Origin of the sequence: Mesorhizobium sp. M1365, from assembly GCF_040317865.1 — a bacterium.
GTDB lineage: Bacteria > Pseudomonadota > Alphaproteobacteria > Rhizobiales > Rhizobiaceae > Mesorhizobium.
The window spans coordinates 270,058-283,017 of the sequence record NZ_JAMYLG010000004.1 but is presented as its reverse complement, the minus strand read 5'-3'; the positions used below and the strand labels follow the sequence as shown (position 1 = coordinate 283,017).

General features: G+C 61.3%; 17 protein-coding genes. 14 read left to right on the top strand and 3 right to left on the bottom strand.

Annotated elements, in window-relative coordinates:
* Positions 1-32 precede the first annotated feature (32 nt).
* From NKH04_RS07490 to NKH04_RS07480, 3 genes are read left to right on the top strand one after another with little or no spacing between them, the layout of a single operon-like run.
* Positions 33-902 (top strand): ABC transporter permease, encoded by an 870-nt coding sequence (locus NKH04_RS07490; RefSeq protein WP_352540072.1) that lies wholly within the window; start codon positions 33-35, stop codon positions 900-902.
* Positions 902-1,690 (top strand): ABC transporter permease, encoded by a 789-nt coding sequence (locus tag NKH04_RS07485; RefSeq protein WP_352540073.1) that lies wholly within the window; start codon positions 902-904, stop codon positions 1,688-1,690. The genes NKH04_RS07490 and NKH04_RS07485 overlap by 1 nt, the downstream gene beginning before the upstream one ends.
* Positions 1,690-2,757: an ABC transporter ATP-binding protein gene (locus NKH04_RS07480; protein ID WP_352917957.1), complete on the top strand. Its 1,068-nt coding sequence runs from the start codon at positions 1,690-1,692 to the stop codon at positions 2,755-2,757. Before NKH04_RS07485 ends, NKH04_RS07480 begins: the two co-directional genes overlap by 1 nt.
* A gap of 546 nt (positions 2,758-3,303) precedes the next feature.
* On the opposite strand, the gene NKH04_RS07475 is transcribed toward NKH04_RS07480, so the two are convergent.
* Complete coding sequence (locus NKH04_RS07475; protein ID WP_353044162.1) at positions 3,304-4,344, bottom strand: tyrosine-type recombinase/integrase; 1,041 nt, start codon at positions 4,342-4,344, stop codon at positions 3,304-3,306.
* A gap of 8 nt (positions 4,345-4,352) precedes the next feature.
* The gene (locus tag NKH04_RS07470) at positions 4,353-4,766 is read right to left on the bottom strand and encodes an excisionase (protein WP_352470541.1); all 414 of its coding nucleotides are present in this window, start codon (positions 4,764-4,766) and stop codon (positions 4,353-4,355) included.
* A 766-nt stretch (positions 4,767-5,532) separates the two neighbouring features.
* Between NKH04_RS07470 and NKH04_RS07465 the strand changes: the two genes are divergently transcribed.
* The 4 genes from NKH04_RS07465 (at position 5,533) to NKH04_RS07450 (ending at position 9,316) form a co-directional block, all read left to right on the top strand.
* Positions 5,533-5,844 (top strand): hypothetical protein, encoded by a 312-nt coding sequence (locus NKH04_RS07465; protein ID WP_352502583.1) that lies wholly within the window; start codon positions 5,533-5,535, stop codon positions 5,842-5,844.
* Positions 5,844-6,890 (top strand): DUF7146 domain-containing protein, encoded by a 1,047-nt coding sequence (locus tag NKH04_RS07460; RefSeq protein WP_353044184.1) that lies wholly within the window; start codon positions 5,844-5,846, stop codon positions 6,888-6,890. Before NKH04_RS07465 ends, NKH04_RS07460 begins: the two co-directional genes overlap by 1 nt.
* Positions 6,891-7,202: 312 nt before the next feature.
* Entirely contained in the window at positions 7,203-8,138 is a 936-nt protein-coding gene (locus NKH04_RS07455) for a DUF2493 domain-containing protein (protein ID WP_353044161.1), read from the top strand.
* 848 nt (positions 8,139-8,986) lie between these two features.
* Entirely contained in the window at positions 8,987-9,316 is a 330-nt protein-coding gene (locus NKH04_RS07450; RefSeq protein WP_352502581.1) for a DUF736 domain-containing protein, read from the top strand.
* 193 nt (positions 9,317-9,509) lie between these two features.
* On the opposite strand, the gene NKH04_RS07445 is transcribed toward NKH04_RS07450, so the two are convergent.
* Complete coding sequence (locus NKH04_RS07445; RefSeq protein ID WP_023674290.1) at positions 9,510-9,725, bottom strand: helix-turn-helix domain-containing protein; 216 nt, start codon at positions 9,723-9,725, stop codon at positions 9,510-9,512.
* A 122-nt stretch (positions 9,726-9,847) separates the two neighbouring features.
* Between NKH04_RS07445 and NKH04_RS07440 the strand changes: the two genes are divergently transcribed.
* The 7 genes from NKH04_RS07440 (at position 9,848) to NKH04_RS07410 (ending at position 12,843) form a co-directional block, all read left to right on the top strand.
* The gene (locus tag NKH04_RS07440) at positions 9,848-10,126 is read left to right on the top strand and encodes a DNA -binding domain-containing protein (RefSeq protein ID WP_352612552.1); all 279 of its coding nucleotides are present in this window, start codon (positions 9,848-9,850) and stop codon (positions 10,124-10,126) included.
* A 168-nt stretch (positions 10,127-10,294) separates the two neighbouring features.
* Positions 10,295-10,480 (top strand): transcriptional regulator domain-containing protein, encoded by a 186-nt coding sequence (locus NKH04_RS07435; RefSeq protein ID WP_352452199.1) that lies wholly within the window; start codon positions 10,295-10,297, stop codon positions 10,478-10,480.
* A gap of 46 nt (positions 10,481-10,526) precedes the next feature.
* Positions 10,527-11,051, top strand: a complete 525-nt coding sequence (locus NKH04_RS07430; RefSeq protein WP_353044160.1) for a DUF2285 domain-containing protein — start codon at positions 10,527-10,529, stop codon at positions 11,049-11,051.
* Positions 11,052-11,176: 125 nt separating this feature from the next.
* Complete coding sequence (locus NKH04_RS07425; protein ID WP_352502580.1) at positions 11,177-11,467, top strand: helix-turn-helix transcriptional regulator; 291 nt, start codon at positions 11,177-11,179, stop codon at positions 11,465-11,467.
* 17 nt (positions 11,468-11,484) lie between these two features.
* Positions 11,485-11,916 carry a replication initiator protein A gene (locus tag NKH04_RS07420; RefSeq protein WP_352470547.1) on the top strand — a complete coding sequence of 144 codons (432 nt, stop codon included), beginning with the start codon at positions 11,485-11,487 and terminating at the stop codon, positions 11,914-11,916.
* Positions 11,913-12,548, top strand: a complete 636-nt coding sequence (locus tag NKH04_RS07415; RefSeq protein WP_353021003.1) for a S26 family signal peptidase — start codon at positions 11,913-11,915, stop codon at positions 12,546-12,548. Before NKH04_RS07420 ends, NKH04_RS07415 begins: the two co-directional genes overlap by 4 nt.
* Positions 12,517-12,843: a DUF736 domain-containing protein gene (locus NKH04_RS07410; RefSeq protein WP_023674284.1), complete on the top strand. Its 327-nt coding sequence runs from the start codon at positions 12,517-12,519 to the stop codon at positions 12,841-12,843. The genes NKH04_RS07415 and NKH04_RS07410 overlap by 32 nt, the downstream gene beginning before the upstream one ends.
* Positions 12,844-12,960 lie beyond the last annotated feature (117 nt).

The window sequence follows — 12,960 nt, the reverse complement described above, 5'->3', positions numbered from 1 at the left end:
CTGATGCTTCCCCATCCTGGGAGGAGGATGTCATGGCAGCACAGGTTGCGGCCGCGTCGCGCAGCGGATTGAGATCGGCCTTGCCACTGCTGGCGCCTGCCTATCTCTGGCTGACGGTTGCGATCTTCCTGCCGCTCTCAGCCATGGTCTTCTTCTCCTTCATGACCGACCTGCCGCTGTCGGGAAAGCCGTGGGCGTTCACGCTCGAAAACTATGCCGCCTTCTTTTCACAAAGCCTTTATCTGACATTGCTTTTGGCCTCGCTGCGCCTCGGCCTCGAGGTGACGCTGTGGTGCATCGTCATCGGTTATCCCGCCGCTTATGTGCTGGCCAAGGTGCTGAAAGGCCGCAGCCGAGAGGCGATTTTCCTGCTCGTCATCCTGCCGTTCTGGTCGAACGGGCTGGTGCGCATCTTCTCCTGGGCGATGGTGCTGCGTGAAGGAGGCATGCTCGACACCGCGCTGAACGCAGTGCTGCCGTTCAAGATCAACATCGACCTAATGTATTCCTATCCGGCCGTCATCATCGGGCTGGTGCACTCCTACGTGCCTTACATGGTGCTGACGTGCTACTTGACCCTGCAGGCCATCGATGACTCGCTGATCGAGGCCGGGCGCTCGCTCGGCGCCTCGCGGCTGCAGGTGCTGAATCGAGTCATCATTCCGCTGTCGATGCCGGGGCTGGTGGCGGGCGCAGCGCTCGTCTTCGTCCCGGTTGTTGGTTCGTTCATGGAACCGCGCATTCTCGGGGGCCGTACCGGCACCTTTTACGGCACTGTCATCGAGGACCAGTTCGTCGCCGTGTTCAACTGGCCGCTGGGTGCTGCGCTCTCCTTTATCCTGTTGGCCGTCGTGCTGGTCATCCTGGCGGTTGCCTCGCCGGTGCTGCGGAGGGCTACGTGATGGCGACGACACGAGTTCTCGAATGGCTCGGCCGCCTTTACATCTGGCTATTGCTCGCCTTCCTCTATGTGCCCATCATCATCATGGCGCTAATGTCTTTCAACGTTTCGCCCTTCTACCAGCTGCCGTTCGAATGGACGGCGGAATGGTATGTCTCGCTGTGGCAGAACGACCAGCTTATCTCAGCCACCTGGAACAGTGTCGAAATCGCAGTCATCACTACCATCATCTGCGTCGTGCTTGGCTCGGCGGCGTCACTTGCGCTCTACCGCTATGAGTTTCGCGGCAAGAAATTCCTGCAGGCGCTGCTGTTTCCGCCAATCGCCATTCCGTGGCTGATAACCGGCACGGCGATGTTGATCTTCTTCTTCGGCGTCGGCATTGGGCGCGGCCTGTTCGCCATCCTGCTTGGCCATGTCGCGCTTGCGCTTCCCTACGTCATTGTCGTCGTGTCGGCCCGACTGCAGACCTTCGCGCACGAGCTGGAAGAGGCGGCGCGCTCGCTCGGCGCCAATCAATGGCAGTTGACGAACCGCGTCACGCTGCCCTGGATCATGCCGGGCGTCATTGCCGGTGGGCTGTTCGCCTTCGCCGTGTCCTTCGACCAGTTCGTCGTATCCTACTTCTTGTCGACGCCGGGCCAGACGACGCTGCCGGTCGAAATCTACGCCGCGATCCGCAAGGGTTTCACGCCCGAGATCAATGCGGTCTCGACGGTCATCATTGTCGTGTCGATGGCGCTGATGCTGCTGACAGCGCGCTTCTTCAAATTCGGCGGAGAGAAATAATGGCTGGCGTCCAAGTAGCGAACGTGTCGCGCGCTTTCGGTGCCCACAAGGCGCTGGACGATGTGTCTATCGATTTCGCCGACGGCGGCTTCTACGCCCTGCTCGGTCCCTCCGGCAGCGGCAAGACCACGCTGCTGCGCCAGATCGCCGGCTTCGACTTTCCCGACTCTGGCCGCATCTCCATAGGCGGCGAAAGTGTCGAGCGGGTGCCGGTGGAGAAGCGGCGCATCGGCATGGTGTTCCAGAACTACGCCCTGTTTCCCAATATGAGCGTTGCTGGCAATGTCGCCTTTGGCCTGTCGGTGCGCGGCGAGCCCAAGGCGGTGATTGCCAGCGAGGTACAGCGCGCACTCGACCTCGTGCAACTCGGCAGGCTCGGCGGCCGCCGGCCGCATCAGCTGTCCGGCGGCCAGCGCCAACGGGTTGCGCTCGCTCGCGCGATCGTCATCCGGCCGCGCGTGTTGTTGCTCGACGAGCCGCTCGGAGCGTTGGACAAGGCGCTGCGGGTCGACATGCAGATCGAGCTCAAGCGCATCCAGCGCGAGATCGGCATCACCACCATCTTCGTCACCCACGACCAGGAAGAAGCGCTGACGATGAGCGACCGCATCGGCATTCTGCGCGATGGCAAGCTGGTGCAGGAAGGCTCGCCCGAGGAGATCTACGATCGGCCGAAGAGCGAGTTTGCCGCCACTTTCCTGGGCGACGCCAACATCCTTCGCGGCGACAGCACCGGCAACGGCATCCGACTGCCGGACGGCACAGCGATTGCCTCCGGCGCGGGTGCCAAGCTTGCCGCTGGGGCCAAGGCAAGCTGCGCCGTGCGGCCCGAACGCATCCGCATCTTCACCGATGCCGAGGCTCCGGATGCGGCCAACGCGAATCTGCTGCGAGGCCAGGTATCGAAGCGCATCTTCGCCGGAAATAGCAGCACCTACTTTGTCGAGCGTGCTGGCCAGACGCTCAAGGTGATTGTGCAGAACACCGGCGCTGGCAGGCTGGCGGAAGGTCAGGATGTCGTGCTGCATTGGTCGCCGGAAAGCACAGTCTTGATCGTCGCGGGGTAGCAGCCAGAGATAGACCACTGACCGACTCAGATGGGGCTTTTGTGATGGTAAAAGATTGCGACCTCCTGGTTGAGGTCCGCGCCAGAAACGCCGATACGTCCCGCCTACGAGACCATGCCATTTTTTGGTGGTCTTGCGGCCCGGAGCAACCGATCCCGGCAATGATGATGGACAACGACATGGTTGGCATCGCCAAGGTCTTGCCGATTGACAGTTTCACTCAGAAGCGGTGCGCCGGGCTTGCGGCTAGTGCGCCGTTTGCTGCTGTTTTGAGATTTGGCCAGGCGCGTATTCATTGGCCTCGAAGACAAGCCTCCGTCAAGCCAGGCATCACGATCTTTGCCTCTAATCCTCCCAGATTCAATGTCGCTTTCGGGACCCGGCAAACCGATCCAAGGCACGGCTGCGAGCACGCGCCCTGGGGAGCCGGAGTAGACCTTTGAGCGGGGTGCGGATGGCAGTTTTGAACGTGCGATCCCATCGTCCCGAACGATGTGGATTTACCAGCAAGTCGTTATTGTTCCTGGGCTCCTTCGCCACGTTCGCTCACGACTGGTCGCGTTTCCTTTCGCCGTTTCTGTGGGAAACCTGTGGGATGAGCACACCGCGTTCGTGTCTTGTGATTTGAGCTATACTCGGAACGGTTTGCGGCGACTTGGAGAAAACCGGCTTCTTCGTGATCTTCTCGGCGGCGTCTGCCAAGAAATTAGGATGATGATGGCCGTAAGTTTCGATCAGGACATCCACTGTAATGCCAAGAAAGCCCGCAGCCTGCCACAGATCGGTGCCGGCCTGCATCATCCAAGTCGCCGCGGTGTGGCGGAACACGTGCGGAGTAACGTCGGGCCCTAGGCCGGCGATTTCGCGCGCCGTCTTAAAGCTCTTGTCTATCGACTGCACCGGCTTTCCATTCCATTCCACGACAAAATCCTGCGATATCTTGCGACCGATGTTCGCACTTTTGCCGCGCGATTTGGTCTCGATGTGAAGATCAGTGCGCGCCCAGCGCCGGAGGTGCGCCAGCAGCCGCTCGGGCAACGGTACAGGGGGTTGGCGCTTCTTGGTCTTCCTTGCGCCGGTGGCACCGCGATAGAAGATACCGCGGTCTAGGTCCACATGACCGCGCCCTTTCGTTGGGCGCATGGCGGCACCGCAGATTGCGGCCGAGCGCGTTCCTGTATAAAGTGCGACGAGGATGAAGCGCGCGAGATGTCGCCCAGTGCGCCGGCCACTCTCTTGGCCCTTCCATGTCTGCTTCATTCGCCAAGCTGCCCAGATCAGTGCGGCCGCCTCACTGCGGGTCAACCAGCGTTCGCGGGCGGCGGCCTTGTCTGGCAGGGTGATGACCGGTGCGGCGGTTGTATAACCCTCCTTGCGGTAGTAGTTGATGGCGGCACGAAGATCCTCGAGTTGGCGGCGCGCCGCGGCTTCGGTGGGGCGCGACGCAATGTACTCGCGGCAGAGTTTGCCATTGATGGCGGCGAGAGTTTTTTCCCCGAAGTAATCAAGGACCTTATCCAGCCGAGCCGCCGTCTCTTCTGGTGTCGCGTGCTTCGGTGCAACCTCTTTAAGGTAGAGGTTGACCACATCGGCAATTAAGACGTCCTCGGCTCCCCGCGCTCGGTGGTATTTGCTTCCAATGTAGGCGGCGAGCGCCTTTTCAGCTTCAGTTCCTGGACGGCCTTTTTCGCCGCCGCCAGCGCTGATGAAGCTGGTTCCATCGCGGATAAACCATCCAGCTTTGTTTCGGCGCGTTCCATCTTTTTTCCAGCTTTCGTCACGCCATACCAGGCGTGGCCCTTTCGAAGTCCGCGGCATAGTTCCCTCATCCTCGCGATTGCCATCAAGCTGACGTATTCCTTTCCGGCGATTAGCTCCGTTTCAAGTCGACCGGCGTCACGTTCCTTGCGTAGGCCTGCTGCGCTCATCGAGCCGTCGGGAAAGGCAATTCGCGCAGCGATTTCGACGCGCAGTGGTGTGGTCTCGTCGAATTGGTCGGGGATTTTCATAAGAAGTCCTCAGCAGTTCTTAGGTCTGAGCTGTTCGCCGACCTCGTTGAGCACTCCGTCCTGTCTCGCCGTTCTGGACACGGTCCTGCCGGAGAACTCTTCTCCAAAAAACCGGCTGCGAAAACCGCCCGCCGGAGGTGCTGCGGCGAAGAGGCGCCTTCGACCTGTCAATCGGAGTGGTTGCGCAACAAGTCTATGGCTGGCCTCTGCTTCCAGTCCGGCCAGACACACTCCTAAAGGGATCCGACCATCGTTTCAGTATCGATACGGCCGGCAGGGCCTATTGCGTCGCAACGCCCGCGCGCGCCGCGCCGCGTTCAGGCGAGCAGGGCAGCGGAGTACCTCCTTCGCTTCTTGGCTGGCAGCGTCATTGCAGGCGACGATTAGCGGCAAGCCGCCCGTGATGACCAACCACGTCCAAATCGATTTCCCGTCGCAAAAAGCGCTCTGTTCGCTCTCGAACTCAGCCGCATGCCCTCGGTGTCGCACGCCACAGCGCCGAAGGCGTGATGAAGAACGCAGATACTTCCAATGGGGCGACCGGCCCGCTCGTCGTTCATCGCCGCGCTGTGGTCCTTAATCGCTACTGCTGCACGTTTGTATGTTGCAGCCGCGTTTGTAAACAGGAACGCCGTCACTGAGTTGCTACCCCGCAACAACCTCGGTTGGCTGCCAAGCACAAGAGGACGAGGAGTGCCGGGATCTCCATGACGAGTTTGAAGGTCGAGAGAGAGGCTCTCGACTGCCCGTCTCGGAGTACATCCCGATGGCGACTACCCCTCAGAAAATTACCCTTCTGTCCTCGCGAGACATTGCCTTCAAGAACGTGGAGTTCTCCATGTCCCAGGTCCGCGTCAAGGCTGACATCTGGATCGAGGACCTACCTGACCTCGTAGCCGAAGTGACGACCCACTCGCACCTCCTCGTGCGCAAGACGACCAGTGGTTGCATCGAGCGCCTTGCCGTCGAGATTCGCGCAGGGTCGGCCAGTCCCACTGAGCCACAGGCGCCCGAACCCGCAATTCTGGGCAAGGTGCTGGAGCGCTATCAGCGCATCGACTCGCGGGAGGATGCATGATGCCCCGACGCGACGCGTCCGAACTGGCCCACCGCCTGGGCCGACAGGCCGAAGCGGTTTGTCGCCACTATCTTTCGAACGGACATCGCGAGGGACGCTACTGGCTTGTTGGCGATGTCCGAAACACGCCGGGTCGCTCTATGTTCGTGCGGCTCGTCGGCTCGCAGAGCGGAAAGGGCGCAGCCGGCAAATGGACTGACGCGGCGACCGGGGAGCATGGCGATCTTCTCGATATCATCCGCGAAAGCCGCGGTTTGAGCGACTTCAGGGACGTTGCCCATGAGGCAATAACGTTTCTCGGCCTACCGCATCCCGGACCAGAGCAGACATCAATGCGGTCGAAGTTGCTGGCCGCGCCGTCGGAAATGTCGGAGAAAGCGCGTCGGCTGTTTGCGATGTCGCAGCCGATTGCGGGTACGGTCGTAGAGGCGTATCTGCACAACCGCAGTATTGCCGCTTTGCACGGGACCGGAAGCCTGCGTTTTCACCCGCGCTGCTACTACCGGCCCGACGAACAAGCGCCGACTGAGACCTGGCCGGCGATGATCGCTTCCGTTACCGATCTCGACGGCCATTTGACTGGCGTACATCGCACATGGCTTGATCCTTCCGGCAGGGGCAAGGCACCGGTCAGTACGCCGAGGCGCGCGATGGGCGATCTTCTCGGTCACGCGGTTCGCTTTGGCCTACCGGGCGACGTCATGGCGGGCGGCGAAGGCATCGAGACCGTCTTGTCGCTTCGGTGCATCCTGCCCGATATGGCCATGGCAGCGGCACTCTCGGCCGCCCATCTTGCTGCCATGCTGTTCCCCCTCACACTGAGACGGCTCTACATCGTGCGCGACGCCGATCCAGCCGGTAACGGCGCGCGTGACACCTTGATCGAAAGAGCGAATGCTGCCGGGATCGAGCCGGTCGTGCTCTCGCCGGCACTTGGGGACCTCAACGAAGATCTCTGTACGCTAGGCGTGGATGCCGTTCGAGCAGCAGTCCGTGTTCAGCTCGCCCCGCAGGACATCGCCCGTTTCATGGCAGTGGCGGGATAACTCGGAACGAACAGCCTGTCCGCTGTCGCTTGCATCACTGGATGCTCCTGAAGTCGGAGAGAACCGCGCCTGCGGGCCTTCGAGAGGGCGATCGGCCAGCAAACGACCCGGACCCGCAATGTCTCCGGCCGACTATTTTCCGGCGCGCTCCCCAAGGGAGCGCTTTCCATCGCGAAGCAAAATAGCCGGCCTCCACCCTCCTCCGCTGACACTCCGGCCCTTCGCTTCGCTGCGGGTGCAGGTCCGTCCCGTTCGCCGGCTTGCGTCGCCATGAAGGCCGCGAGGGTCGCGGTCCAACCGGCGGAGCATCCAATGAGCGAGCATGACGACTACGAACCACAGCACTCGTCTTCACCCATCGACCACGTCCTCACCGAACTCCAGCTCTATGGCTACCGTCCCTTCGTGGATGAGCCTGATCCTCGACCGCTTCCAGAGGGCCACTGCGTCGCCGGCGCGATGGCCGACATCTTCGACGCCCTCATCGTGGCACTGCAAGACACTCGCCTCGAGCCCGATCTCGACGATCTTCTGTGGTCGACCGTCAACATCTTTCACCGCGCCGCAGATCGGACCGAGCGCGAACTCGATCACAACGAGCAGGCGCAACGCCGCAGCCAGCGTGAGCAGGACGGCAGCGAAGTGAAATCCGTCGAGCTGGAACGCCTGACGGCCGAAGGGCAGACGCTGATCGAACGCCAAAGCGCCTTCGAACTGATGCGTGATCAGGCCGCGGAGCACTACGAGCGCCACACCGGATCGAGTTGGCGACCGCGCAGCGGATCGATGGTCAACCATCGCAACATGACCTCTGCGCTGATCGACAGCCGCGATTTTCTCAGCGCCAAGAAACGCGCCTCGCAGGAAGTCCTTCTGCCACCTGGCCCGAAAATCGCCTTCACCGCTGGGCTCGACTTCAATGACCACCAGCTGATCTGGGCCAAGCTCGACCAGGTCCACGCCAGGCATCCCGACATGGTATTGATGCACGGGAAATCGCCGAAGGGTGGCGAAAAGATCGCCTCCTGTTGGGCAGACCATCGCAAGGTACCCCAAATCGGCTTTGCCCCTGAATGGACAAAGCATGCCAAAGCCGCCCCGTTCAAGCGCAATGATGCAATGCTGGAGGCGCTGCCGATAGGCGTCATCGTCTTTCCCGGGACCGGAATTCAGGACAATCTTGCAGACAAGGCAAAGAAGCTCGGCATCCCAGTCCTCGACTTCCGCCCCAAGGGAGGCGGCGCGTAAGCGCTGCCCGCCGCTACCCTTTTTTCGATTGTACGATACGGCCGCGATCGGGCAGCGGGTACTGTATTTGCAGCTCGCTGGAGTGCTTGGCCCGGGATGCCGGATCTCCGGCTTCCTGCGCCGCCCGTCTTTTTGCGATACTCAAGTCCGCGCCCTAGCAAAGGCGCGCGACGCCGTCACGCTTGCTGTCAACGTTCAGCTGCGTCGCAGCTGGCATCACAGCTGCGAATAACGACGCCCGTTCAACCGAACAGGGCCTGGATCTAGGCGAACTCACCGAACAACCGGCGTGGGCAGGATGCTTTTTTCGGCCATCGCATTGTTAGGATCGTCGCTGACACGGCATCGCGCGACGCACAGTTCGAATCCACAACGGCGTGCCGTCTCGCTCCAAAGATAGCGCATATCCGGTGGTGCACGTCAGCCGTGACTTGAACCGTCACGTGCGTGTCTTATGCGCGTTTCCGACAACAGCTTGCGGCTTCGCGATGCCTGTACAGAGGAGCATCGACGCCGGTGATCGTCGTAGCCGGGATTTCGCCAGCGACGGTATCGCCAGGTTCTCCGTTGATGTCTCTATCTGGTGGGCCGCTCCAAACGGCCTCTTTAATGGGCTGATCTGGCCGAAGGTCGGCTGCGCCTCGATCGCCTAAGCCGCAATGGCGCCGATCGACTTTCTTCCCCTGCCGGCTGCGCCGTCATTCCTCGCGAAACAACAAAGTCACTTGGCTGCCATCCTCCGCTGGCGCTGCGGTCGCAAGCGATGCGGCGTCGATCGCCTCCGGCCCGCCGATCGCTATCGAGGCCGCAATGGTGCGGGCTCGAAACAGAGTTCAAGGAGAAAACTCATGGCGATAATCGGAAGCTTCAAGAGGACCGGCAACAACGAGTTCACCGGCGAAATCGTCACCCTCTCGCTCCAGGCCAAGAACGTCCGCATCGTCCCCGAGGCCAACCGCTCTGGCGACAACGCCCCCAGTCACCGTGTCTTCGTCGGGCGGGTCGAGATCGGCGCCGCCTGGTCCAAGCGCTCCAATGAGGGCCGCGACTTTCTCGGCCTGAAGGTGGACGATCCGAGCTTCACTGCTCCGATCTACGCCAACCTCTTCAACGATGAGCAAGGCGAAGACTACAGCCTCATCTGGTCCCGCCCCAACGGCCGCCGCAACGCGGAGTAAGGCCCCGACCAAGGCTCCGCCCGGACGAACAGGGCGGGGCCGTCCTCCTTTTCACGGCAAGATGAGCGCAGTCGCTGCCCAACGAGCTCCGTCGGACTTCGGGGCGACTACCTGTCGTGTTCGCGACTGGAGACTTCATTCCTGCATGTCGCCTCGCCGATCATCGAAAATTCGAGGTGTTTCCCGCGTCAACTCACGGTGCCGATTTTCTGATCAACTCGCATGGGTCCACATTCAGCGCAGTTGCGATCCTCCCAAGAACACTGATGCTGGCCGAGACCCGAGCGCGCTCGATCGATCCGACGTAACGCATGCTCAGTCCAGAGCGGGCGGCCAGTTCCTCCTGCGTCACGTTCTGGTCATGGCGCAGGCGACGCATGTTGGCCGCCATGATCTCCTTGAGATTCATGGCGGATTAGGGACCAGAAAGGGAACTATCGTTCTAGGAATGATCGTTCCTATTCGCTATAATTGGTGCTCGATCTAAAGGACGGCTCCTTCGAGATCGCGATCGAAATATGGTCAAATACCATGCTTAAACCGCTGCTCGATCCTGACGTCGCCGACATTGCGCCGGATGCCTCGGTCCTGACCGGCTATGACGAGGAGCGTCTGCTCACCTACATTCGCCTGCTTGACGCGGCGGCGGAAGATGCCGATTGGCGAGAGGTGGCCAGGATCGTCTTGCATATAGACCCGGAGCAGGAGCCGGAACGAGCGTACCGGTCCTGGGAAACCCATCTTGCCCGCGCGCGATGGATGACGACCAGCGGCTACCGATATCTTCTCGCTGGCGGCGCTCCGCACTGACGCGGCCGGCGCTCCACTTTGCTGAGTCGGCATAATGGTTTGCCGACTCTCCAACTATTCAACTTCCTTATCCGCCGGGAATGTTGACGCCGACGCCTCACATCCGGGTACGCGGAGAGGACAGGAACAGTGCAAGGCGATTGGACCGATCCGGCGGCGTATGCACACATGTGCAGCTACCAGGCTACGGAATTCGCTGCCGAGTATCTGATCCGGAATGACGAATTCGTGGCAGAGTGCAGCCAGCTTGCATCGCAACTCGCTGGTTCTGGAGAACCTGCCGGTCAGCCCGATCTCGCCGCCCGTTGGGGCGCGCGATTTCAAAACTGCCGGTGCCGGACTTCCGAAAGCTGACAATATCATCTGGACGGAACAGGCCTCGCCGCGCGTGCTCCGGGTCATGCGGGTATCTACATCCCATCAAACAGTTCGACCTTCCAGCCTTGCCGGAGCCAGCGTTTGGCCGCAGGACGAAGGCCTTCACATTACTTGGTCTACCTTAATTGGGAAAAGTCATCTCGTCGCTGATGACCGCGCCGGTGAATTCAACGCTACCCTTCTGCCGCTCGACGCTGCATTCGAGACGCGGCTCGATGCAGCGCGCCGGTTCTGGCGCGCACTGAACGGCCGGGCAGGAAGTTCATCTTACGGCGCGCCGCCGCAACAGACCAAGACCAGGCATATCCTCAATTTGCGCGCACATGATGGTCACCGCATGGGTGCAACCTATCGTCAGCTCGCGGAGGTGCTGTTTTCGCAAGAGCCGATTGTGCCGCGAGATTGGCGTGATCATCATCTCCGCCACAAGGTCCGAGCTATCTTACGCCGTGCAGCTTTTTTAGTCGCCGGCGGCTATCGCGATCTTCTCTTCTATCCCCACAACCGCAGCGAAAAGTCCGGCCGCCGAAGTCCTTCTTCGGGATAGCAAAGGGGTAGCAAAAACGCGCCCCCCAATCTTTGCCCTCCCTCGCCTTTCCTCATTTCGATCATGGTCCACTTCGCGCGTCCCGGCAGGCCAGGACGACAGCAGAACCGAATGGAGATCGAGCGATGTCGAAGGGTCCCGCGGACGCGCCCCAAAAGTATTTGCGCACGAAGGAGGCAGCACCCATCGTCGGGCTCTGCGTCCGCACACTCGAAAAGCACCGGACCTACGGCACCGGCCCAAAATACCGGAAGGTCGGCGGGCGCGTTCTCTACGACATCAACGACCTGCACGCCTGGATAGAGCTGGGCGCACGCACCTCCACCAGCGATGCCAACGCGACCTATGTTCCGCCGGCAAAACCCCATGCAGCCCGCGCGCCCGCCTATGTCGGCCGGCGCGACCGCAGCTCCTGATCTGTGGCGCACCGAAAATGCAGTATCGCGAGACCGTTCAGCAGCAATTTGCGCTGTCTTATGTCCCCTCAACCGGCTTCCCTCCACGCGGCACGCGGGACGTCGTGGCGCGGCAGCTCGTCTTATTGGTGAAATCCCGCCGCCTGACACCGATCCACCCTCATGCGGGCGAAGAATCGACCTGCGTTGAGGCGGCAAGTGTGCACGGCATGGGAACGATTTGGAACGCTGCCATCCTGGTCTGGGCTGCGTCGCAAACCATCCACGCGCAAGCCAGGAGATTGCAACCGCGCCGCTTGGTAGCGGCGAAACAGCAGCAAATCCTGACCTTCATGTCGCCGCGTCAACGGCGGCACGTCCACAGCCGGATAGCCGCACGCGAGCAGCCGAGTCCATACACCGGCAAGCGTCGTAAAGCTTTCCTGCTGCGCCCCGGGATCGAGTCATGAGCAAACGCACAAAGATCATCGCCACCATGGTTGGCGGCGCAGTGCTCGCCGCGGCGCCGGCATGGATTAGCCATCCGCCGCTGTCCATCTGGAACGCATCGGCGAGCATCCCCGTCGGGCTCTATCGCGTCCAGCCGGCCGACAAAATCGGTATTGCCAATATCGCCGTCATCATGCCGCCCGAGCCATTGGCGGCCTTCATGGCAAGACGCGGCTATCTGCCGAAAAATGTGCCGCTCCTCAAGCATGTTTTGGCACTCGGGGGCGCAACCGTCTGTCGCCAAGGCACAATGATCATCGTCAACGGCAAGACCTATGGACATGCGCGCGAGCGTGACAGTCGTGGTCGATCCCTGCCCATCTGGCAGGGCTGCCGCGACGTTGCCGAGGCCGACGTCTTCCTTATGAACCCGGGCGCAGCCGACAGTTTTGACAGCCGCTATTTCGGCCCGCTCCCGCTCTCATCGATAGTTGGCCGCGCGGTTCCCGTCTGGACCACGGAGCGCACCACTCCGGTACTGGATATCACCAACGATCCCTCGCTAGCGAGCCGTGAGGGCTCGGCTCGACGCGCACCAACACTCAGAAAGGAGCACTGCAATGACCCAGATCGGAACCTTCACGCGCAATGATGACGGCTTCTTCGGCAATCTCTCCACGCTAACAATCGAGGCGAAGATTGCCATCCTGCCTGCCGAGAAATCCAAAACCGAAAACGCGCCCGACCATCTGATCTATTGCGAAGGGATGGCGGTCGGTGCGGCTTGGGACCGCGCCGGAGACAAGGCTGGGGATTACCTCTCCGTCTCAATTGACGACCCGTCCTTTACGCAGCCGATCCGCGCCAAGCTGTTCCGGTCCGATGCAGAGAACAGCGTCTGGAGCCTGCACTGGAACCGATCATCGAAGCGCGACGGGCGAGGCTGAACAGATGCTTCTGGAGCCCTTCGACGAATCTTTCTCGCCAACCCTTTTGATCCATTGCGCGCCGGTCAAACCCTTCGACCCGACCGCCCGCGAGGCAGCCCAGAGGGGGCCGGACAC

Bases quoted from the DNA above. Each gene is read 5' to 3' on its own strand.
- NKH04_RS07490 (WP_352540072.1), top strand. From the start codon at position 33: ATGGCAGCACAGGTTGCGGCCGCGTCGCGCAGCGGATTGAGATCGGCC.
- NKH04_RS07485 (WP_352540073.1), top strand. From the start codon at position 902: ATGGCGACGACACGAGTTCTCGAATGGCTCGGCCGCCTTTACATCTGG.
- NKH04_RS07480 (WP_352917957.1), top strand. From the start codon at position 1,690: ATGGCTGGCGTCCAAGTAGCGAACGTGTCGCGCGCTTTCGGTGCCCAC.
- NKH04_RS07470 (WP_352470541.1), bottom strand. From the start codon at position 4,766: ATGAAAATCCCCGACCAATTCGACGAGACCACACCACTGCGCGTCGAA.
- NKH04_RS07465 (WP_352502583.1), top strand. From the start codon at position 5,533: ATGGCGACTACCCCTCAGAAAATTACCCTTCTGTCCTCGCGAGACATT.
- NKH04_RS07460 (WP_353044184.1), top strand. From the start codon at position 5,844: ATGCCCCGACGCGACGCGTCCGAACTGGCCCACCGCCTGGGCCGACAG.
- NKH04_RS07455 (WP_353044161.1), top strand. From the start codon at position 7,203: ATGAGCGAGCATGACGACTACGAACCACAGCACTCGTCTTCACCCATC.
- NKH04_RS07450 (WP_352502581.1), top strand. From the start codon at position 8,987: ATGGCGATAATCGGAAGCTTCAAGAGGACCGGCAACAACGAGTTCACC.
- NKH04_RS07445 (WP_023674290.1), bottom strand. From the start codon at position 9,725: ATGAATCTCAAGGAGATCATGGCGGCCAACATGCGTCGCCTGCGCCAT.
- NKH04_RS07440 (WP_352612552.1), top strand. From the start codon at position 9,848: ATGCTTAAACCGCTGCTCGATCCTGACGTCGCCGACATTGCGCCGGAT.
- NKH04_RS07435 (WP_352452199.1), top strand. From the start codon at position 10,295: ATGTGCAGCTACCAGGCTACGGAATTCGCTGCCGAGTATCTGATCCGG.
- NKH04_RS07430 (WP_353044160.1), top strand. From the start codon at position 10,527: ATGCGGGTATCTACATCCCATCAAACAGTTCGACCTTCCAGCCTTGCC.
- NKH04_RS07425 (WP_352502580.1), top strand. From the start codon at position 11,177: ATGTCGAAGGGTCCCGCGGACGCGCCCCAAAAGTATTTGCGCACGAAG.
- NKH04_RS07420 (WP_352470547.1), top strand. From the start codon at position 11,485: ATGCAGTATCGCGAGACCGTTCAGCAGCAATTTGCGCTGTCTTATGTC.
- NKH04_RS07415 (WP_353021003.1), top strand. From the start codon at position 11,913: ATGAGCAAACGCACAAAGATCATCGCCACCATGGTTGGCGGCGCAGTG.
- NKH04_RS07410 (WP_023674284.1), top strand. From the start codon at position 12,517: ATGACCCAGATCGGAACCTTCACGCGCAATGATGACGGCTTCTTCGGC.